The organism is uncultured Methanobrevibacter sp. (assembly GCF_902784195.1).
In the GTDB taxonomy this organism is placed as follows: domain Archaea; phylum Methanobacteriota; class Methanobacteria; order Methanobacteriales; family Methanobacteriaceae; genus Methanobrevibacter.
In genome coordinates, this window is sequence record NZ_CACZTX010000006.1 from 1 (window position 1) to 22,592 (window position 22,592).

Sequence of the window (22,592 nt, forward strand, 5' to 3'; positions counted from 1 at the left end):
TAGACAGGCAATAATAGGAAACAATCAACGGGATATCACTCGTGTAATCGAAAATATTGTTTATTTGGAACTTTTAAGAAGAGGATATGAAATCACCATCGGCAAAGTTGATAGCCTGGAAGTGGATTTTGTATGCAAAAAACAAAACAAACCCATTTACATTCAAGTTTCTTATTTATTGGCAAGTGAAGAAACTGTTGAAAGAGAATTTAAACCATTAAAGAAGGTCTCAGATAATTATCCTAAATATGTAATAACTCTGGATGATGTGGACATGTCTCATGACGGAATTATTCATTTGAATTTGATTGATTTTTTAATGGATAATGATGTGATTTAAATTCTTGGAAATCATACTTGAGAGTACTGCATTAAGTATTTTCTTTCCATTTCAATCAACTTATTATTTTTTTATTGGAGACTATTGTAAATATAAATTAATTTTCCCAATAGTTCGCCATCTTAATGTTTACTTAGTATTTCATTAGATGTGTTGTTAGTGTGGGAGCATTTGATTAGTAATATTGTGTTCGTTAACTACAAAACAAATCTGGCTAAAAGTAGTAGATAATTTTGATACTTTTTAATCATTTTTTGTTCGTATGGCATAGAAGAAATTTCGCTAAAAGTAGTAGATAATTTAAAGTGTATTATGATATAATAATGAATCTATGATAATGAATCTATGATAATGATTCTATGATAATGAATCTATGATAATAAATAATGATTTGAATTAATTTTTCTTCCTTAATTTCAATATTACAAGCTCACTGTCAGTTCCCCACCTAAATGGATAATCCATGGAACCTACACCAGTTGTAACATGCAAATACCTATCCTTTCCACCAATGCTCTTCTTAAAAAGACCCATATTATACATGATCAAATTCCCTATCCAAACAACTGGATAAAACTGACCTCCATGAGTATGGCCAGACAATTGAATGTCAAAGCCTAAACTTGAAAACACTTCCCAGTTTTGAGGCACATGGAAATTGATTATATTTACCTTATATTCCTTGATGAATGATTTCAAATCGTCCAAACTTACAGTTTCTATCTCACCAAAACTATAAGTAAGACCAAAGATATTCAAATCATTGAATTCCATTCCTTCATTATCCAAAATAATGATTCCCGCTTTCCTGCATGCTTTATAAACATTTTCAATTCCAGGATAAAAGTCATGGTTTCCTGCTGTAAAGACAATAGGAATATTCACATCTTTAAGTGGCAGGAAATCATCCGCTTCAACCACACATGAACCATCTGCGAAATCCCCAGAGATGATTGCCAAATCACAAGTGGTAGATAATTCATTTAGCTTATCCCTTAAGTCTAAAATGATTTTCTTATGTCTGATTGCTCCAAAATGAACATCAGATAAGTGGACAATGTTAATATCCTGATTGATCTTGTCAAGTTCAATTGTTTTCTCATGAATGATTATTCTATGAGCATGCCAATAGCTATAGATTGTTATTATAGGAACCAATAGAAGAAGGGCAACTATAATATAAAAGGGAATTTCTATAAAAGTGCCAATAATGTAAATAAATAGAATGTCAAAGAAGAAAAATAAGGACATCCAAATCCAAAATCCGGATATTTCATCCAAGGCCCTTGTTATGAATCTTGATTTCTTCTCCTCAAAAAACATAGGCACAGTATTCAATAAAACAAAAAGAACTGTTAATAAAAGCAAATATAAATCATTTAATCCACCAAACAATAAAAACAGGTATTTCATTAGGAAAAACTCAAATATTGCAATAAGTGGAGTGGACATCAACACTCTTCTTATTCTGAAACTCATAAGAAAACCTCTAATATTAATCTTTAAAAAGTCATTTATAAAATTATCATAATTAACCAAATAAAGAAAAGAAAGTGCCGACAAAATATTTAAGAACTATTAAAAAGAAAGGTTATATATAGCTTGACATATTATTATAACTTTAAGATAATAATATAAATCTAATAAAAAAACAATTAAAAATTATCCATTCAAGCTCATAATTCTTATTATATATTGGAGGAGAATAAATGAACGAAATATTATTAATGCTCCCTGGTCCAACAACTGCAGACCCAAGAGTATTGCAAGCAATGGGAAAAGCTGTTGTAAACCACAGAGGAGACGAATTCGGAGAAATCTATACTGAAACCACTCAGTTAATGTCTAAAACTTTCCAAACTGAAAATGATTCTTACATCCTTACTGGTTCAGGAACTTCTGCAATGGAAGCAGCTCTTTCCAACCTTGTTAACAGAGGAGACAAAGTATTGAATGTTATTGGAGGAAAATTCGGAGAAAGATTTGCAGAAATTGCAAACTACCACGGAATTGAATCAGTACCTTTAAATGTTGAATGGGGAACTGCTGTAACTCCTGACCAAGTACAAGAAGCTTTGGAAGCAGATGAAGACATCAAGGCAGTGACCATGGTTCACAACGAAACCTCCACTGGAGTGGCTGCACCTATTCAAGAAGTAGGAGAAGTTATGAAAAACTACGATGCATTATTCATTGTAGACACAGTATCCTCTTTAGGTGGAGACTACGTGGATGTAGACAAGTTCCACATTGACGCTTGTGTAACCGGATCCCAAAAATGTCTCGCTGCACCACCTGGACTTGCAGCTATTACCTTCAATGATGACGCATGGGCAGCATGTGAAAAGGTAGAACCTAACAACTACTACTTAAACATGCCTAAATACAGAGCAAACGGTAACAAAACCCCTGCTCAAACCCCTTACACCCCATCAGTTTCATTAATCTACGGATTGAAAGCAGCACTTGAAGTAATTCATGAAGAAGGACTTGAAAACAGTGTAGCAAGACACCACCAAGCAGCAGCTGCATCAAGAGATGCTGTTAAAGCTTTAGGTCTTGAATTATTCCCTGATGAAGCTGTATCCTCTGCAACCGTAACTGCAGTAAACATCCCTGAAGGTGTAACTGACGATGACATCAGAGGAACCATGTTAAACAAATACAAAGTTCAATTAGCTGGTGGACAAGACCATCTTAAAGGAAACATCATCAGAATTGGACACATGGGTGTAATCAATTACCAAGAATTAGCTATTACCTTTACTGCATTAGGATTAACCTTAAAAGGATTAGGTTTAGTAGACGATGCAGGTGCAGGTGTAGCAGCTCTTGCTGATCATTACATTTAAACCCATTTCTTCTTTTTTTCTTTTTTTATTTTTCTTGTTTTATTACAATTTTATTTTTACTTTTAACTTTTCAAATAACATCTCTTTTTTAAAAAAATTAACTCAAACTTAGAAACATTTATATAGAATGTAATATAATTTTAACATATGGAATGTATTTTTAACATATGAATGTATCAGACATATAAATGTAAATAGTAAAAAAAGTATATTAAAAAAATATAATATATTATATGTTAATAGCAAACCATAATTAAAAATTATAGAATTTTAATAAAAATAAGGAGTTAAAGAATGATTGACGAAGCACCTATTAAAGCAACTGTAGAAGAATTAAGAAAACTTATTCACATAAGCAACTATATTGGAGAACCAATTGAAAGTGAAGATAAAATATTGATTCCAGTAAGCAAAGCAGCAGTAGGATTTGGAATAGGAGAACAGAAAGCGGGTCAAGAAATAACCGCAACTGGTGCTGGTGTAAGTGTTGAACCTGTAACCATGGTCGTTGTATCAAAAGGAAACAGCGGTGCAGATGGAATCAGAACCATAAACTTATCAAAAGGAAACAGCACTAACAAGACATTAAACGAATTAGGCTTAATCTTGACCGATATCCTAAAAGATGTCATCCCATCAAAAAGAAAAGATGATGAGTACATAAATGTTGATGATGTCACTGAAGTTGAAATCCAAGATGGGGAAATAAAGGAAAAAGCTGAAGACATCGTTGATGAAGTGGAAGAAGAGTTAGACATTGAAATAGATGATGATGAATAAATCATCATATAAAATAAGTCTAATAAAAATAAATATGAAAAGGCGATAAAATGAACTTTAATCTTTTTTTAATTATCCTAATCGCCTTAATCATCATATTTTTAATAATTTTATACAACGGCATAAGACTACTTTTAACCGTTGCAAAAGAAAAGGGTATAGTTAAATATGAATTTAAAGTAACTATACTGAAAATAGCTATTTTTACAAGAAAAGGCACTGAAGAAATAATTGATAGCATTAGGTCCAAGAAAGATGAAGATTCTGAAGAAGATGATGAAGAATCTAAATCTGAAGAAAACGAGGAAAAATCTGAATCTGAAGGAGAGGAAGATGGAGATAAAAAAGGTTTAAAAGAAAAATATGAAGAGATTAAACCAATCCTAAAAGAACTAAAGAAATCCAAAGAGGAATTGAAAGGCTTCTTGAAGAATATTCTAAAAGCAATCGACTTAAAGAAACTTGAAGGGAATCTGATAATCGGTCTTAACGACCATACAACTACTGTAAAGATAGCAAGTTGGATCTGGTCAATAGGCGCTATTGTAAACAGCTCAAAGCCAACACAACTAAGTGTAGATCCTAGATTTAACGAAGTGATAACTGATTTTGAAGGAAAAATAGAATTAAAAATAAATATTTTACTCTTATTGATTCATAGTTTAACTTTATTAACTAAAAAGAACATTAGAGAACTGATTAAAGAACTCTATATACAAAAGAAATCTAAAGATAATGCAAAAAATGAATCAATAAATGATAATGAACAAAAAACTAAAAAGTGATTTAAATGGATGGAAAGGAGATAATGAATAGCTTTACAAAAGAAACATTTTACGAATTTAGCGAAGCTGTTCCTGTATTTAATGATAATATATACTTTATTTTTAAAGTGGATATCATTTCAATTGACATGAATCCATCCAAAAGCAAAATGGATAAGCTAAAAAAATTAAGAGATAATAAAAATGCTGAAAATTCAATATCCCATTTAGACATTGAACCAATAGCTTATATTTTGAAAACTAAAAACAATTCTGAATTGGATTATCAAATTGAATCAATTGATGAAAAACATAATCAATTTATTGAAAAAAATAAAAACAATCTATTAAAAGAATTCCTTGAAATAGAAAAAACTAAAAATTAAAAAATAGATTTAATAGATATTTTAAGTTGAAAATATCATCTAGGCAAAGGAATATCCTCTTCGCATACACATACATCAACTAAAAATGCATGATTGGAACTGAATGCCTTATCAATAGCCAAATCAAGATCTTCTCTGGATTCCACTCTCATTGATTCGATTCCATAAGCATCAGCTAATTTTGCAAAATCTGGATTTGACAATTCTATTTGATACTTATCCATATCATAAACTGTTTCTTCCCATTGGCGAATTATTCCCAATTGTGAGTTATCTATAATGAAAACATTCACATTCAAGTCATATTCCCTAAGGGTAGCCAATTCCTGAATGACCATCTGAATGTCCCCATCACCGCATATGACAACGATTTGGCTATCCGGATGGGCAATAGCTACACCAATAGCTCCAGGCAAACCATAACCCATTGGCCCAAATCCTCCTGAAAAGAGAAGTTTTCCAAACCTATCATTCTTTGAAAGCAATGTTGTCCAAGTTGTGTGAGTTCCTGCATCTGAAAGGAAATAGCTTCCCTTAAATGCATTTACAATCTTATTGATTGCATAAGGAGGCCTTAATGGAATGTAATTATCCTCAACATCATCAATTCCATCAACAATCAACTCTTCGTAATGAGAGTAAATTTCATTAATCCAATCATTATACAATATAAATTCATTGTTCTTATAATCTTTAGATTCAATTTCCTTTAACAATAAATCCAAAAAGTCTGATGCATCCATGGAAATGTCAATATTTCCCTTAAGACAATCATCATCAATATTCACATGAATTATCTTATCCTTGACACCATCATAACCACATGATGCAATGGTTCTTTCAGATAATCTTGCACCAAGAACCAAAATGCAATCGGAATTCTCATATGCATAATTAGCAAGTGAAGTTCCCCTCAAGCCAACAATGCCAAGGTTCAATTTGTCGCTTTCAGTGATGACCCCCTTAGAGTGAAAAGTAGTTGCGATAGGCGACCATGTTTTACTTACAAAAATGCTTAATTTATCAATAGCTTTACCCCAAACTATCCCATTTCCTACAATGACTAATGGTTTTCGTGAAAGTTTGAATTTATTAATAGCCAAGTTGATATTGTTATCTACATCACTCGCATTATTTTTTGAAAAAGAGTTAAATTTACTATAAAAATCATCAATGAACACTAATTTTCCAGCATAATAAATGAAATGATTATCAAAGATATTTACCAATTCATAAACATCCCCAAAACTGGAAATGCTTTCATCGAATATTCCTAAATTAGAATCAATTCCTTCAAAAATATCATGATCAAAAGAGTCGACTATCCCTTTCAAGTCAAGATCGTCCAAACTAATGTCCTCAAGGAGAATATCCTTAGATAAATTGATATGGACTGGCCCTTTAGGATATTTTTGAAACATGACTAAAGCTTCAATTAAATTAGAAATAGCTGATTTGCCAGAAGACGGGCGAAAGCTCTTGATGCTTATATTCTCAAAAACCCCATTGATTGAAGAATTCTGAAAGATATCCTCATCCTTTTTAGAATAATCATTATCTCCAGTAATGACTAAAAGGGGTACAGAATCCTTAAAGGCAGTTGCAACCCCCATGACCAAATTCATTGCACCAGGTCCTGCAGTGGAAATGCATAATCCATAATTGCCTGATGAACGGGCATAGGCATCTGCTGCATGAGCAGCCCCCTGTTCATGTCTTGTTAAAATATGTTCAATTGAAGAATCCTTCAACGCCTTGTAAAAAGGAAGTATCTGCTCTCCAGGATGTCCAAATATATGTTTAACACCATCTTCTTCAAGCAATTTGATTAATGCTTCTGCAGTATTCATATTATCACATTGAATGAAAAAAATTAAAGAAAATAAAAAAGTAAAAAAGTAAAAAGCTTAATAATAATGAGATGAATTGTTAGAGGTATTGTTTGAATACATCTGTTGCAGCTCATAATCGTCTACAATTATTCTTGCCTCTAAACTATCATAAACTCTATTTAAAATTGTCAAATCCTTTGAAGACATTAAAATAAAGTTATTTGACATTTTATCCTCAACAAATACAGTATAAGTTCCTAACTTATTGTTTTTATAATAAGTGAAATTGCCATTTTTTGCTTTTTCAGTACCTAAAACCTCTTGTTTGATGTTGTTGAATCTTAAAAGCCCTTGTGATCCTGTAACTGGAGACCCATTATTAAAGCTAGTAATGTTGAGGCCATAATCATAATCAGAATAGTAATGAATGTCTAGATTATCAGTATATTCAGATATTTGATTAGTCACTGGGACTTTAGCAGAGCATGAATTTGTTAAATTGATTTGATGATAAGTGACATCTCTGCCAGGCTCAAATATCATGTATGAACCTACACATAATAAACAAAATACAGCAATTATTAAAATAGCCATTTTTTTATCCATATAATACACCTTTATTTAAGATAATATTAATTATGTTTTTATCTTTATATATATTATTATAAAAAAATTATAAAAATTATAAAAATAGCCAGATTAATATAAAAGATGAAAGAATCAAAAAATAAAAATTGAAAATAAATATCACTGCCTATTGGAAAAGCATGATGAATTAGTCATCTAAATTGAAAACAGAATCTGCCCCTTTTCCTTCATAGTCATAATATCTATCTTCATCATCACTTGATTCTCTTTTAAGAGATTTGGATTTCTTTTTAGAGGATTTTGGCTTTTCAACATAATCATCCAAAAGGGATTCGTATCCTTCATCACCAAATACTCCATCATCAAAGAAATCATCACTAAAGTCTTCATACTCCTCTTCAGCAGGTTCTTCAACTTTAGCTTTTTTAGGAGATTTAGATTTAGTTTTTGAATTAGTTTTTGAATTGGAATCATCATTAGCATTAGATTTGGATCCTGATTTAACTCTTGATTTAGGTTTAGATTTTGATTTTGCTTTAGGTTTTTCAGCATAGCCATCTAAATTGTCAAAAACATCCACATCTTTAGAGCTCTTAAATGTATGTCTTGATTTTTGAGACTTAGCTTCTTCATCCCTAATAGGGGAAATGTAACCTCCCTCTCCGAAATCATCATCGAAGCCCACATCTTCAAACTCCTCATCTAAATCAGACACTCCCTTATCCCTATTGAACATGTTTATTTTATCAAATAATGATTTTGATTTCTTTTTGCCGTCATTTGAAGAAGAATCATCCGAACGAGAATGGAAATCCCCATAATCATAGTGATTATATTTGTCATCAAAGTCTTCATCATAAGGGGAATCAAATTCTTCAGAGGACAAATCCACATTCCTTAGAACATTTTTACCTGATTTGGACTTTGAACTTCCAAATCTGTTTAATCCTCTGGATTTTGATTTGCCTTCCTCAACAACATCATCCCTCTTCTCATCATCATTATTATCCCTTTTGAACCTATTCCTAAAAGACTTGTAAGGACTTACAAATGAACCGTTTTTATCGAATAATGGATTGTGATCTTCATCTGCATAATCATCTATGGTCTTTTCAACATATTCCTTTTCCTTGAAGTAGTTTACTCCACCTTTATTATCTGATAAATCAAGGGAATAATCTCCTTTATAAGGAATAACTGTTAAAGCCAAAGGAACAATTACGAATATTGAAGCAATTATTGATTGCACAAGCAAACTTTGCCTATCTCCAACAAGAATTAAATTGTAAACTCCTAAAATCCAAATGATGGTCAAGATTATTGGAATAATAAATTTAACTGTAATTATCCAAGATTTATCCACTTTAATATAGGAATTGCTGTTTAAGACTGAACGTATGTCTTCAATATCATAAACCCAACCTAAAACAATTATTTCAAGAATGACAGCCAGTATAATCGCAAATTGGGTTATGAATGAATCTGTAATTCTTAAAAGGTATTCTCCCATACCAGTTGCAAATATAAATGACAAGAATAATCCAACTAAAACAAGCTGTCTAATAGCCTTATCCCTTGTCCATCCAAATTTTTCACTTATTGCATTGGATAATGGTTCAATTAAAGCTAAAACAGTGCTTAAGCTTCCAACAAATATAAGCAAGAAAAATGCAGGAGCCACCATATAAACCCATGGATCCATTATATTGAATACATTTGGGAAAACAACAAATATCAATGAAAAGCTATCACTAACTAAACTAGTTATAGGAATATTCCTTCCTAATGCCATAAAACCCATAATTGCAAATAGTAGAACTGAAACCAACATTTCAAAGACAAGGCTTACCAAAACAATGATCCATGCATTGTCAATCAGTTTTGCATTGTCTCCCAAGTAAGATGAATATGTGCTTGCAATGGCATAGCCTAAACCATATGAGAATATCAGTTGGCCAAATGCAGCCAGCCATACATTAAAATCCAAAAGCACAGACCAATTTGGATTAAACAATGCCATTATTCCAGTACGTGATCCAGGCAATTGAAGAGAGAACAATAACATTCCGATTAACAATACAAAGGATAATATTAAAGATATTTTACTGATTGTCAAGATTCCCTTGTTGATTTCCTTACGGGAGAATAAATAAATCAAACCCCATATTGCTATCAAGCCAACTCCAATAGGAACTACAAGATAAGTTAGCCCATATGGATTAGAGGTGCTATGAAGCAATGTTGTTGTAAAGAAAACACTAGGATTATTGCCCCATCCTTTAAATAAACTAAGGACAATATAGATAAGGTCCCAAGACATTATGCAAGTGTAATAAATCAGCACTATAAAAATCAAGAACACAATGAACCAGGCTATGATTTCAAACTCTGACTTGATATTATAAAACACCTTAGGCAGGCTTGACTTGAACTTGAAACCCACTCCAAATTCCAATACTAAAATAGGAATAGCCATGATTACAATAGCTAGAATATATGGTATAAGAAATGTTCCTCCACCATTTTCATACATAAGATAAGAAAATTTCCAAATTCCAGACAGCCCAATAATGGCCCCTATCATAGCTATTAGAAAGCCTGTTGAACTATCCCATCTATTTCCTATAATTTCATCACCCATCTTACATCACATCAATAAGAATAATCAATTTATTTTAATAAATATTTTAAAACATTCCTATATAACTTAAAATATCTCTTAAAATATCTCTTAAAATATCTTTTAAAATATCTTTTAAATTACATCTCATAAATAATTTAATTTTAGAATTTTATTATTATATAATATATTAAAGTTTTAATTATTTAAAAAATTTGCTTATTTTGAAAAAATTATGGAAGATATGGAAAATAAGAAAAATAATGAAAATATGAAAAATAAAAAAATAAAAAAAAATAATTAAAATAGTAAAAATAGTAAGAAAAAATAAAAAATAAAAAATAAAAAGATGATTATTAATTTTAATCATCTTGGATTGGTTTATAATAATCCTCATTCTTTGCAGGCAATAGAGTGAATACTATTGGAACAACCACAAGAACAATAACTAAAGCAAGCATAATCATATGGCTTGTAGTATCTCCAGTTAAAATAGTGCTATAAACTCCTTGAGCCCATAATACAAAGATACAGATAGGTAAGATATACTTGATAATAATCTTCCAGAATGGGTCCATCTGAATAGTTGAATGGCTGTTCAATACTTCAACAAGCTCATCAAAATTGTATATCCAACCGAATATTATACATTCAAGGAATACTCCAAATAGCAATGCAAAGTTGTTTAGGAATGCATCAAAGATTCCTAAGAGATAACTTCCTGCAGCAGTTGCAAATAAGCAGGATATGCAGAATCCAACAACACATACCAAAGTTGCGGATTTTCTTCTTGAAAAGCCAAATTTTTCAGAAATTGCAAATGAAGCCACTTCAAGGAGAGCAATTAGAGAAGTTAGACCTGCGAATAAGATACATAAGAAGAATAATGGTCCAATAACAGATGCCCAAGGCCCCATTACATTAAATACCTTTGGGAAAACAACAAATGCCAAACCTGTTCCTTCAGTAACCAATTCGTTGAATGGAATTCCACTGGTTAAAGTCATGAATCCTAAGATTGAGAAGATTCCAATTGCATTGAACACTTCAAATCCAGAGTTGGAAAATGCTACAATCAAAGCATTGTCAGTTAATTTGGAATCCTCAGGAAGGTAGCTTGCATAGGTAAGTGCAATTGACATACCTAAACTAAGTGAAAATACGATTTGACCAAATGCCGCCAACCACACGTTCAAATTGGTTAAAGCAGACCAATCAGGAGTGAATATCTGAGTATAACCTATTGAAGCACCAGGTAAAGTCAAGGAAAATGCAACAATCACAATCACAATCAAAACTAAGACAGGTAATAATATTTTGCTTACTTTACCAATACCTTCATTCAAGTCTTTTTGGACAATTGCCCATGAACTTAACCAAACAAGAAAAACAGATATGAGAACCCATGGAACAATGGTAAAAATACCAGAAAGGGAATCAGAGGCATGTAAAACATTAACTGTAAAGAACAAATCAGGATTTGCACCCCATGCCTTGGTTAAACTCAAAGCAACATATATCAAATCCCAAGCAACTACACAAACATAATAAGTTGTGATTAAGAATACAACCAATATGATGAACCAAGCAATAGGTTCCAATCTAGGCTTGATGGTGAAAAATATCTTGGACAAGGATGTTTTGAATTTAAATCCTACTGCATATTCCACTAAAACAAATGAGATCCCTAAAATAAATAATGATACTATATAAGGAATCATGAATGATCCCCCACCATTGGAATAAAGAACATTTGGGAAACGCCAAATATTACCTAAACCAACAGCAGAACCAATCATTGCCAAAACAAAGGCAATGTTACTATCCCACACAGACTTTTCAGACGCCATAAAAATCACATATAAATAATAAAAATATAATAACAGTACAAAATTATAATAACAATATAAAATTATAATAAAAGTTTAATAAGAATATATTACTTGAAACTAGTAAATAAAACTTGTTAAAATAATTAAGTATTTTGATAAAAAATAGGGTTAATTAGAATTATAAAAAATAATGTATTGAAAAAATAAAAATAAAAAATAAAAAGAACTTAAATGGATTAAACCATTTAAGTAAAAATCATATTTAAGCTGCTTCATCAAAAGGTACTTTTTCACCAAGTACTCTTAATCCGAGGTACATTACTACAATAGCCACAGGGATTGAAATGTACCATTGGATACCGAATCCTGCAGGGATGTAACCGAATATGATAGCAATAGCTGCAACAAATATTGCATAGTATATCTGAGTACTTACGTGGTCAATGTGGTTACAGCTTGTACCCATAGAGGATAAAATTGTGGTATCTGAAATTGGTGAACAGTGGTCACCGAAAATAGCACCAGTCAATACACCACTAGTACATACGATTACAAAGCCCATTTCAGGGTTAACTGCCCAAGCAAGAGGAATGGTTAATGGCATTAAAATACTCATAGTACCATATGAAGTACCTGTTGCAAAGGAAATCAAAGCACCTAAAACGAAGATTAATGTTGGTAAGATAAATATAGGTATTGCACCTGCCAATACACCTACTAAGTAATCAGCAGTACCTAATTCACCAATAACTCCACCTAAGGACCAAGCAAGGAGTAAAATTACACCAGTGATAACGATAGTTTTCATACCGCCAACCCACTCAGCGATAGCTTCTTCGATGGTCATGATTTTTTGGAGCACAGCCATGAGGATAGCTACAATAGAAGCAAGCAATGCTGCCTGGAACAAAGCAACAGATGCATCAGAAGCTGCTAATGCTTCAAATATACCGTTGAATGATAATGGAGAGGTTTTCATTAAGGTAATTAAAGCTTGATCTTCTCCACCTAAGATAGTGGTATATCCGCTCCAATAGAATGCAATAAGTGCACCGACAATCAATACACCAATAGGAATGATTGCATTCCAAACAGATAATTTGATACCATCAACCGGTTTAACGTCATCAAAACTGGTTGCTTCAAGAGATTCGACTGGTTCATCTTCTTTTCTAGCACGTGCTCTTTTCTCTGCTTCTTTCATTGGTCCGAATTCATAGTAGGTAATTGCAGAGATAACAATGAAGATTAAGATTAAAATGTTATAGAATCTAAATGGAATAGTTTGTAAAAATATACCGAATCCACTTACATTCATTCCAATGGATTGGAAACCTTGAGTAATTAAACTGAGTTCTAAACCAATCCAGGTAGAAATAATAGCAATACCTGCAACAGGAGCTGCAGTTGCGTCTACTACAAATGCTAATTTTTCTCTGGATACATGAAGTTTGTCCATAACAGGTCTCATAATAGGACCTACAATTAAAGAGTTAGCGTAATCGTCAAAGAATACACATAAACCTAAAAGTTCAGTGAATAATTGAGCTTTTCTAGGAGTGTCAGCACGTTTAGCAAATTCATCTGCTAAAGCTTTTGCACCACCCATTTTTGTTACTAATTGGATGATACCACCAATAAGTAAACATTGAAGGATAATACCTGCATTCCATGGATCAGCCATACAAGATATAATTTGAGTACCCATTGCTAAAAATGCATTGATAGCAGAACTGATAATGTTTAAATCGTTAACAGAAACCATAAATTCTCCAACGAAAACCCCAATAAACAAAGATAAAATAGTCTCTTTGGTTATGAATGCTAAAGCAATAGCCACAAGAGGCGGTAAGAGAGTTAAAATACCGAAACGAACTGCATTATCGTCTCCAGCTGGTGCATTGGTAATTAGCAAGGATAAAACGAAAAGAGCTATTACAGAAATAGCTACAATCAATCCAATTTTTAAATTTCTATTCATTTCCATAATCACACCATTTTTATAAAAAATTAAAAAAATACGAATTAAACGATAAGCAAACTTTATTTTAAAAATCCAAAATAAGGGATTTGGATTTATAAATAAAAATTAAAAACCGTTCAATATAATAAGTAAAAATAAAGCATTTAATATATTATGTAAATATTAAACAAAATTTTACTTAGTTAATATATAATATATTTATAAAATTAATATATAAATTTAACTTTAAAATTAAGTAAATTTGGCTTTAAAATTGATTAAATTTAGTAAAATAAGAGTAAAATAAGATTGGAATAAAAAAATAAAAATAAAAATGAAAAAATAGGAAATGATGGATAAAATTATGGATTTAAGAGAATATTTGCTCTAACATCCAGTCAGCATCATATTCCTTAATGTCATCATAGGATTGTCCCATACCTAAGAATAAAATTGGTTTTTTAATGATGTAACCAATTGAAAGTGCAGCACCACCTTTTGAATCGGCATCTGCCTTGGTAAGTATGACACCATCTATATCAATAGCTTCATTGAATTTTCTTGCCTGTTCTGTTGCATCATTACCGGTTAATGCATCACCTACAAACACGACCAAATCAGGTTTAGATACTCTACGGATCTTTTTCATTTCATCCATCAGATTAGTGTTTGTTTGCATTCTTCCAGCAGTATCAATCAATACAAGCTCTTTTCCTTTAGCCCTAGCATGTTGAACTGCATCAAATGCTACAGCTGCAGGGTCAGATCCCTTTTCATGCTTGATTAATTTAACACCTAAATTATCTGCATGGTATTGGACCTGTTCAATAGCTCCTGCCCTAAATGTATCTGATGCAGCAATAACTGGAGTGTAACCTTTTTTAATGTAATAATTAGAAAGCTTCCCGATAGTGGTGGTTTTTCCAGTACCGTTGATACCTACAAGCATTACAACAAGAGGTTCACCTTGAGCAACTTTCTCTTCAAGGAGTTCAGTCATTGATTTTCCTTCAATGTCAATGATTTTAGAAACTGCATTCTTAAGAGCTTTGTAAGTGTATTCCTCAATATCACTGCTTCTTTTTATCTTTTGACCAACCAAGTCATTTTTAACTGATTCGACAACAACACTTGAAACATCCATTGCCACATCCGCTTCCAAAAGACCTAATTCAAGTTCAAATAGGATATCTTCAACATCATCTTCAGATATTGACTTTTCCTTAATGAATGATAAGAATCCGCCTGATTTTTCCTTTTTATCTTCATCTTCAGACTCATCAGATTCTTCTTTCTTCTTACGTCTGAAGAATGAACGTTTAGATTTTTTAGATTCCTCTTCTTTTTCTTCTTCCACTTCATCTTCTGGAATCTCTTCTTCAGAACCTTCAACTGATTCAAGCTGAGAATCTTCTTCAGACTCTTCTGCTGCTTCTTCGATTTCAGGTTCATCTTCTTCCTCTTCTTCAAGACCTGCATCTGAATCTTCTTCAGCCTCTTCTTTTTTATCTCTTTTTAAGAAACCTAAGAATCCTGATTTTTCCTTTTTATCTGCATCTGAATCTTCTTCAGACTCTTCCTCTAAAGCAGCATCTAGCATTTCATCCAATTCTTCTTCTGAAATATCTTCGTCATCTGAAAATTCTTCAATCTCTTCAGATTCTTCAATTTCATCAAAAGTTTCTTCGATAGGCTCTTCGATTAATTCTACATTATTCTCTTCTTTAGCCTCATCTTCCACTTTATTCCTTAATTTACCACTTGCATCAGCAAATTTTTTCTTTAATGAATCAAACAAGTTTATCCCTGCCTAATAATAAGTATTATAATTTAAATTTTTATCTTTATTAAAATATTATTAAATATTTTAAATATTTTTATCAATAATTATTTTTATATTTAAAAATTAATAAACTTACTTATTTTAAATATGAAATATAAATTTTGTTATTAAAATTTAAAAAAACAGTACAAAAAATATGAAAAAATAAAATAAGAAAATCTGATAAAAAAAAATAAGAAATAGTTAAAAAAAGAAGAATAATAGATAAAAATCTATTATCTAACTCAATAAAAACAAAGCATTACTTACATCATTCCTTGAGCTTGAAGTTTTTGCATTAATTGTTCAGCTTGAGGAGAAAGCTGAGCTACAATATTAGTGATTTGTTGTAAATCTGCAAATAACTTGTCTAAAGTATTTTCAAGCTCTTGTTTTTGTTGAGCAGCAGTTTCTTTAGCTTCTTCAAAAGTTTTGGATACTGCTACACCAGAACCGAGGCTCATAATAACTTTATTTTCATTTTTAATCTCTGCATTAATGAAGGAGCCAGCACCTAGAGGTACTAAAGTCTCAACAGTGTCTTTACCACTTATATCATCTAATGTAGATTCTAAAATTTTAATTTCAGCAAGAGAAGTTTGAACTGCATCAATTTGAGTTTGGTATAACTCAGATTGGGATTTGTAAACTTCAAGTTGAGCTAAAATTTGTTGTAATTTTTGCTGGTCTTCCATTTTAACACCTTAAGATTATGATTGATCCTCTAGAGAATTGCTTTAACTATAGGATCTTCTACTTCATCCTCAGAAATTTCTTCAATAGAGTCAACTTTAATTTGACTTCTTTTTATTCTATGTTTACTTCCAAAAATGGAATAAAGTTTTTCATAAATGTCTTCTTCGTTGATAGCTTTGAATTCTTTAGTGAAAACTTGGGTTTCACTGCCCATTACAAAACTACCTTTAATTCTATAAATTTTTGTTAACATAAGAATCCCTTCCTAATAATACTATAATTAATCATCTGACATATAATTGAATATTGAATGAAAATAATCAATTAACACAACATATCCTTAAACTATGATGAAATTAAAAATCACCGAAATCCAAAAAGCCTAAAGCCTCTTCGATTCTAGCCATTTCAGGACCGGTGGTATGTTCTCCAACCATAACTCCATTAGAGTTAGCGATACCACATGCACCTACAAGAGGCATACCTTTGCATACAGTTCCAATATTTCCTTCAACCTTAAAGAACTCTTCAACATGTCCAAGTTCATCAGATAAGGTATCTCTATGTAAAAGAGCACCTTTATTGGTAACTATACTTGCTGAACCGACAATCTTGGAATCAGCAAATTGATATATTTCTACAGGAACCTTTAAGGTATCTTCAATGACTTTGATAGTTTCTTCCTTAATGTTTGGACCTGCCATAGCACCGTAATCGTTTACTGCAAGGATATTACCTACTGCAGTATATTTTCCAGGAAGTCTTGCAACGTTAAGCCCTGCATCCTCTAACAGTTCGATTTCCCTATCAGTTGTGTGTGGAGAAACAACAAAACCATTAGAATTTCCAGTAGCGAGAACTCCATTCAAATTGCATCCTGCAATGGAAGTTCTTATCAAATCTACTTCAAGCACCTCTTTCATCACAGGTTCCATTTCAGTAGGAAGATTAAAAGGAACAATAGCTACTTCATCATTAACGGATATGTAAACTCCTAAATTAGGATTTCCAGTTAAATTTATTCTTTTAAGCATATTTTATTCCTTAAATAAATTTTAATTTTTAATAGATTGAAAAGATGATTAAATATAGTCATAGCAAAATTAGTTTTCTGCTAAAGTTGCTTTAACAACACCTTCTTCATCTTTTACAGCGTTTACTTTTACTTTAGATGGAATTTTTTGAATTCCTCTTTCCCAAATAAATTCATTAATAGAAGCATCAAGTTTAACTTCTTCCGCTTTCATATGTTTCATTAAAAAGTTTTGAACTTCTCTAATAGCTCTAGGAGCTCTGATAGTTCTTTTTACATTTTTAACTTTTCTAAGTGGAATAACATAAGTTCTTTCTAATTCTTCTGCCATATTAAACACCCCTATATTTTAAGATCATTTCTTCTCCAATGTCTAGGTTTAGGTCTGTATCTTAATTTACGTTGAGTTTTAGAATAAGCCCAAATAGGGATTCTTCTGTTTTGTTTATTAGCTTTAGCCATTCTTAATTTTTTAGCTAATGGTTTATTTCTACTCATTTTTTCACCGCGAATATAATAAATTTGATATTTTGAAAAATAATTTAATTAATTTTAATTTCAATGATAACAACTAAATCCTATTGATCTGTTTCTTTAGCCCACTAACATTAGTTTGATAATGTTCTGGGAAAATATCTGAGGAATTTCCTCCTTTCTTATCAATCAATAATCGGATTTCAACCTCATAATCTGAACTTGTATCCTTATTGCTCTTTTCATGCTTCAATTCAAAAAGATTGTTTACAAGATATTTGATTGTCTTATAGCCGAAACTATCAAGATTCATATATTGAATATCTTTTCTATCTTCCAAGCTTCTGATTTGATTTCTGTTGAGCTTAGGAGTCTTGTCATCCCTTCTTGTTCCATCAGCAACAAGTTCGTAATGATTTGCAACTTCCTCAACAACAGCTTCATGGAGATATTTTATTCCATCATTAGGAAAACCATCTTCCATAATCATATCAACAGCTTTTTCCAAAATTGAAATGTCCAAATTTAAAACCTTATGCTTTAAACCAATGGACTCTGCAGATTTTTGAGCCGGATGAAATGAATCATAAACGCCGAAGTTAGCAGTAACGAGTTCAACATCAAAACCTAATTGGTCAAGGATAATTCCCATCAATGAACTGTCTTTGCCACCGCTATAAAGAACACAAGCTTTCATTTTACCAAATCACTAGTCAATTACCTTCTTGTAATGTGGATTTCTCTTTTTTGACCCATGAGATTTTTAAGTAAAACTTTAAGTTGTTCATCAGTTACTTTTCCTCTAAGAGAACCTGCTTGAGCTGATTGGAGCAATTGAATCTCAATATTTTGAACAAGTTCCGGTTTAGTTAATCTGAGATTATCTAATCTACCGCGAGCTTCTGGAGTCAAAATCTGTTTCATAGCTTGCTTTAACTGAGCTTGCATTTCTGCTTGTTGTTGAGCAGCTTGCTGCTCTAGCAATTGTTGCTGAGCCAATTGTTGTGGGTCAGCATTCATAGCTGCTTGTTGTTGTTGTAATTCAGCCATACGTCTTTTGCGTATTTCATCAAGTTCACTCATAATAAAAACCCCATTAATTTAAATATTTTTCATTGAATCAACCATTAAATAATCATCAAAAATATTCCATGATTAATTCTAATTAATTCTACCTAATATTTTGAAAGTTCTGGAATATCTTTAATTAATTCAGCAGAAGTATTATCTAAGAAAGATCTACCTTCTGGAGTAATAATTCTTCCAGCATCGACTTTTTCTACGTAACCTGCATCTTCTAATTGATGTAAAGCTACTCTTACAATAGAGCCACTACCTTTTCTGAATTTTTCAGGGTTAACTCCTCTGTCTTTTTTACCACCGTAGAAGGTTCTTAAACTTCTTACTCCAACTGGTCCATCAATATAAACTCTTCTTAAGATAGAAGCGCATCTTACATACCACCAGTCGATGTTTTCTGGTTTTCTTTCTTTGTGAACACCAGTTTTAACAAGTTTTGTCCATTCAGGGGCAACAATTTTATCGTTATTATCTTTAAATTCATCTGCAACAGTATTAATTAATAACTCTGCAGGAACATCAAATACAGTTGTCATATAATTTTCTCCAATTAATATGTTTCTAATCCAATTTTCTTACTCACCTAAGACTGGTGTCTGTAACTCTAAGTGAATAATCTAATTAGATTGCTTTTTATAAATAACAGCAACATTTCCTCTAACGTCAATAAGTTGGGATTTAGTGCCTTCAACAATGTTGCTTATTAAATCATCTTTATTTCTTGCTACATTTTTAGCAAATCGTAATTTAATAATAGGATTGGATTTTAACTGACGTTTAATCTCTTCAATAACATTGTCATTAACACCAGCTTTTCCAATATTTATTGTCATAGCGGAACGAGCTTCATTCATAATCTCTTTTTTTGAAAGTGTAAGAGTCAATTTTAGCTCTCCTTTTTAACTTTTTTTCCCTGATGTAAGGAATTTTCATGATATGGCCACACTCGCCACAATAAATATTAATTTCATTATTAATTAGCCGGACAGCGCAGTTGTGACCGGGAACCAAAAACTTGTAACAATTTTTACAGTATCTTCGTCCCCAGACTTGAGGAATCTTTGCATTATACTTTTTGGAAATCTTTCGAGCAAGCTCAACATAACGATGAGATCTTTCAGGATGTTCTTTATATTCCTTTTCTGCACGATTAAAAAGAATATCCATCCTTTCTTGAGCTATCTCAATCATCCAATCAGGTTTTTTTCCTCTAGCCATAGATACTCCTCTCATACAACATATAATCTCTTTAAAATAACTGATTGCCTAAATAAAAGTAGATTTTGATGAGAAATCACATTTTAAGCAATGTAAAAATAAAGTAATTAAATAAATATTCCTATAATATAATAGTACAAGAGGAATATTAAGATAAGATATGTTTTTTATTATATAAAAAGGTTTTCTATATTATATATAATATTATAAAAATAAGACAAAAATAGTATAAATAAATTAATTATTTTTAAAATTTTAAGGTTCAGGACATATGAAAATGAATATGGGAAGAACAATGAAAAAATTATTCCAAAAGCCATTCCATATAATCGATTGAACCAACAGGGCATTCCATTTTATCAGATGCAATAGCTATTATCAAATCACGAATCTCTTCAACAGACTTGTCACTTGCATCTATCTCATTGGTTTTATCCCCATAAATCTCATAAGCTTCTGCTGAACAGACTGCCAAAGCTTCTGCTTCAAGGTTTTCTTGAATTTTAGACTCTGAATAATTCCTTTCTTCAAGCCTATTTTTAAGAATGGATGGATTTAAACGAAGGACAATCATTTTATCTGCCCCTTCACAAAGATGAGACAAATGACCTTCCACTATTAAAACACAGCCACTGCTTTTATCGATTTCATCATTCAAAGATTCATTTAATCCATCAATGTCAATGATTTTATAAAGTTTATCGGGATCTTCACCTAAAACCAAGTCATTTTCAATTGCAAAATCATTTACCTTAATGAGTCTTGAATGAAATCCATTGCTGGACAGATAATCATTCAAATCACTTGCAACAGTTGTTTTGCCAGTGCAAGGAGTGCCTGATATGAAAATAACTGTATCTTTGGACAAATCATTTAAAATAGACATGCTAAACACTGCAATATTATTTTTTAAGGATTATACGTAACACATCCTCATCTTCAAGGACATGGTCTGGACCTACCTTTTGACCTGGGAATTTTACTGAAGTTCCCCAAATCTTAGCATGCCTAAAGTTCTTAACAAACTCTCTGTGTAACTTTTCACATGCATCAATAACTGTAGAGCCTCTTCTGATAACCAAAGGATCTTCCATATCTGCTTTTCTACCTTGCGGCTTTAAATAAACCCTAATTAAATCCACACGATCGAATATTTCTTCTTTAAGTGCATCAATATTGAGTTTCTTATCTGCAGAAATAGGTATGAATTCAGGAATTTCCTTTTGAAGTTGCTTTAGATAATCAAGGTCAACCAAATCCACCTTATTCAATAGAATCATCATAGGAACATAGGATTTATTGTCTTCAATAACATCAATGAACTGGTCAATTGTTACATCATCCCTAAACAAGACATCTGCATTGTGGATTCCATACTCATTTATAATTGATCTGATGGTTTTTTCATCCAAATAGGTCAAAGGAACTGTTGTAGAAACATTAACTCCACCTTTACGTGTCTTTTTGATTCTAACATCCGGCTTGGTTTGATTTGGCCTTACACCTACATTATCAAGCTCCTTTAAGATAACATTCAAATGCTGTGGATTAAGTGTGTCCAATACAACTATAATCAAGTCTGCAGTTCTTGCAACTGATAGGATCTCTTTACCTCTACCTTTACCTCCAGCAGCACCAGTAATGATTCCAGGAATGTCAAAAATTTGAATTTGAGCATTGTTATATTCCATAACCCCTGGAATGATTTCTAAAGTGGTAAATTGATAAGCGCCAACCTTACTTTCAGCATTGGTTAATTCATTAAGCAATGTAGATTTACCTACAGATGGGAAACCTACTAAAACCGCTGTAGCATCACCGCTTTTTTTAATGTGGAATCCTTCACCTTTAGATCCGCCACTACTTCTTTTAATCTGTTCTTCCTTAAGTTTAGAAATTTTAGCCTTTAATTTACCTATATGGTGAGAAGTAGCTTTATTATAAGGTGTCTTTTGAATTTCCTCTTCAATAGCTTTTATTTTTTCTTCTATAGACATAAACTCCCCAATAAATAATTTATTATGAAATATTAATTAATTTTGAAATAAAAATTAAATTTTAATAATCAATAAGTTAATGTTTTATGAAATTATACATTGAAAAATGTAAATATTTTATTATAATATAAATTTTGTATTTTTAACATATAAAATATGCGGTAAATAGGAAATTAAATGGTAAAAATAGATAATGAATTAAAAAAGATATGCCCAATAAACTTATTTTAAAAAAATAAAAAAAGAAAAAGAAAAAAGTTATAAAAATCATAAGAAGAGCTCAATGGACAAGCTGACCTTATAATCTATAACTAA

General features: G+C 31.5%; 23 protein-coding genes and 1 pseudogene. 5 read left to right on the forward strand and 19 right to left on the reverse strand.

The window, feature by feature from the left end:
* Positions 1–340: pseudogene (locus QZU90_RS04870) on the forward strand (ATPase); the annotation flags it as partial.
* Between the two features lie 396 nt (positions 341–736).
* Here QZU90_RS04870 and QZU90_RS04875 read toward each other — a convergent pair.
* Positions 737–1,819, reverse strand: a complete 1,083-nt coding sequence (locus QZU90_RS04875; protein WP_296855840.1) for a metallophosphoesterase — start codon at positions 1,817–1,819, stop codon at positions 737–739.
* A 230-nt stretch (positions 1,820–2,049) separates the two neighbouring features.
* Between QZU90_RS04875 and QZU90_RS04880 the strand changes: the two genes are divergently transcribed.
* The 4 genes from QZU90_RS04880 (at position 2,050) to QZU90_RS04895 (ending at position 5,122) form a co-directional block, all read left to right on the forward strand.
* A complete protein-coding gene (locus QZU90_RS04880) occupies positions 2,050–3,192 on the forward strand; it encodes an alanine--glyoxylate aminotransferase family protein (protein WP_296855842.1) in 1,143 nt (380 codons plus the stop codon).
* Positions 3,193–3,486: 294 nt separating this feature from the next.
* A complete protein-coding gene (locus tag QZU90_RS04885; RefSeq protein WP_295607021.1) occupies positions 3,487–3,972 on the forward strand; it encodes a GerW family sporulation protein in 486 nt (161 codons plus the stop codon).
* A 50-nt stretch (positions 3,973–4,022) separates the two neighbouring features.
* A complete protein-coding gene (locus QZU90_RS04890) occupies positions 4,023–4,757 on the forward strand; it encodes a hypothetical protein (protein WP_296855844.1) in 735 nt (244 codons plus the stop codon).
* Between the two features lie 5 nt (positions 4,758–4,762).
* Positions 4,763–5,122: a hypothetical protein gene (locus QZU90_RS04895; protein WP_296855845.1), complete on the forward strand. Its 360-nt coding sequence runs from the start codon at positions 4,763–4,765 to the stop codon at positions 5,120–5,122.
* Positions 5,123–5,157: 35 nt separating this feature from the next.
* On the opposite strand, the gene QZU90_RS04900 is transcribed toward QZU90_RS04895, so the two are convergent.
* The 18 genes from QZU90_RS04900 to QZU90_RS04985 form a co-directional block, all read right to left on the reverse strand.
* Positions 5,158–6,972 (reverse strand): thiamine pyrophosphate-binding protein, encoded by a 1,815-nt coding sequence (locus QZU90_RS04900; protein WP_296855847.1) that lies wholly within the window; start codon positions 6,970–6,972, stop codon positions 5,158–5,160.
* Positions 6,973–7,029: 57 nt separating this feature from the next.
* Positions 7,030–7,560: a hypothetical protein gene (locus tag QZU90_RS04905; RefSeq protein ID WP_295607030.1), complete on the reverse strand. Its 531-nt coding sequence runs from the start codon at positions 7,558–7,560 to the stop codon at positions 7,030–7,032.
* Between the two features lie 169 nt (positions 7,561–7,729).
* On the reverse strand, positions 7,730–10,183 hold the full coding sequence (locus tag QZU90_RS04910) for a hypothetical protein (RefSeq protein ID WP_295607033.1): 2,454 nt from the start codon (positions 10,181–10,183) through the stop codon (positions 7,730–7,732).
* A gap of 341 nt (positions 10,184–10,524) precedes the next feature.
* Entirely contained in the window at positions 10,525–12,012 is a 1,488-nt protein-coding gene (locus QZU90_RS04915) for a sodium-dependent transporter (protein ID WP_296855849.1), read from the reverse strand.
* 244 nt (positions 12,013–12,256) lie between these two features.
* On the reverse strand, positions 12,257–13,981 hold the full coding sequence (locus QZU90_RS04920; RefSeq protein WP_295607039.1) for a Na+/H+ antiporter NhaC family protein: 1,725 nt from the start codon (positions 13,979–13,981) through the stop codon (positions 12,257–12,259).
* Between the two features lie 346 nt (positions 13,982–14,327).
* The gene (gene ftsY, locus QZU90_RS04925) at positions 14,328–15,698 is read right to left on the reverse strand and encodes a signal recognition particle-docking protein FtsY (protein ID WP_394349908.1); all 1,371 of its coding nucleotides are present in this window, start codon (positions 15,696–15,698) and stop codon (positions 14,328–14,330) included.
* A gap of 347 nt (positions 15,699–16,045) precedes the next feature.
* Complete coding sequence (pfdA, locus tag QZU90_RS04930) at positions 16,046–16,474, reverse strand: prefoldin subunit alpha (RefSeq protein WP_295607046.1); 429 nt, start codon at positions 16,472–16,474, stop codon at positions 16,046–16,048.
* A gap of 29 nt (positions 16,475–16,503) precedes the next feature.
* Entirely contained in the window at positions 16,504–16,728 is a 225-nt protein-coding gene (rpl18a, locus tag QZU90_RS04935) for a 50S ribosomal protein L18Ae (protein ID WP_295607049.1), read from the reverse strand.
* A gap of 103 nt (positions 16,729–16,831) precedes the next feature.
* Positions 16,832–17,509, reverse strand: a complete 678-nt coding sequence (locus tag QZU90_RS04940) for a translation initiation factor IF-6 (protein WP_296855853.1) — start codon at positions 17,507–17,509, stop codon at positions 16,832–16,834.
* A 69-nt stretch (positions 17,510–17,578) separates the two neighbouring features.
* On the reverse strand, positions 17,579–17,839 hold the full coding sequence (locus QZU90_RS04945; RefSeq protein WP_292778657.1) for a 50S ribosomal protein L31e: 261 nt from the start codon (positions 17,837–17,839) through the stop codon (positions 17,579–17,581).
* A gap of 11 nt (positions 17,840–17,850) precedes the next feature.
* Positions 17,851–18,006 (reverse strand): 50S ribosomal protein L39e, encoded by a 156-nt coding sequence (locus QZU90_RS04950; protein ID WP_067145211.1) that lies wholly within the window; start codon positions 18,004–18,006, stop codon positions 17,851–17,853.
* Positions 18,007–18,079: 73 nt separating this feature from the next.
* A complete protein-coding gene (locus QZU90_RS04955; RefSeq protein ID WP_295607060.1) occupies positions 18,080–18,679 on the reverse strand; it encodes a hypothetical protein in 600 nt (199 codons plus the stop codon).
* Positions 18,680–18,699: 20 nt separating this feature from the next.
* Entirely contained in the window at positions 18,700–19,065 is a 366-nt protein-coding gene (locus QZU90_RS04960; RefSeq protein ID WP_296855856.1) for a DNA-binding protein, read from the reverse strand.
* Positions 19,066–19,157: 92 nt separating this feature from the next.
* On the reverse strand, positions 19,158–19,598 hold the full coding sequence (locus QZU90_RS04965; RefSeq protein ID WP_296855858.1) for a 30S ribosomal protein S19e: 441 nt from the start codon (positions 19,596–19,598) through the stop codon (positions 19,158–19,160).
* Positions 19,599–19,679: 81 nt separating this feature from the next.
* Positions 19,680–19,916: a YhbY family RNA-binding protein gene (locus QZU90_RS04970; protein ID WP_067148918.1), complete on the reverse strand. Its 237-nt coding sequence runs from the start codon at positions 19,914–19,916 to the stop codon at positions 19,680–19,682.
* The gene (locus QZU90_RS04975; RefSeq protein ID WP_296855860.1) at positions 19,909–20,280 is read right to left on the reverse strand and encodes a ribonuclease P protein component 4; all 372 of its coding nucleotides are present in this window, start codon (positions 20,278–20,280) and stop codon (positions 19,909–19,911) included. The genes QZU90_RS04970 and QZU90_RS04975 overlap by 8 nt, the downstream gene beginning before the upstream one ends.
* Before the next feature lie 304 nt (positions 20,281–20,584).
* Positions 20,585–21,166 carry an adenylate kinase family protein gene (locus tag QZU90_RS04980; protein WP_295607066.1) on the reverse strand — a complete coding sequence of 194 codons (582 nt, stop codon included), beginning with the start codon at positions 21,164–21,166 and terminating at the stop codon, positions 20,585–20,587.
* Between the two features lie 16 nt (positions 21,167–21,182).
* Positions 21,183–22,277 (reverse strand): GTP-binding protein, encoded by a 1,095-nt coding sequence (locus QZU90_RS04985; RefSeq protein WP_295607069.1) that lies wholly within the window; start codon positions 22,275–22,277, stop codon positions 21,183–21,185.
* Positions 22,278–22,592 lie beyond the last annotated feature (315 nt).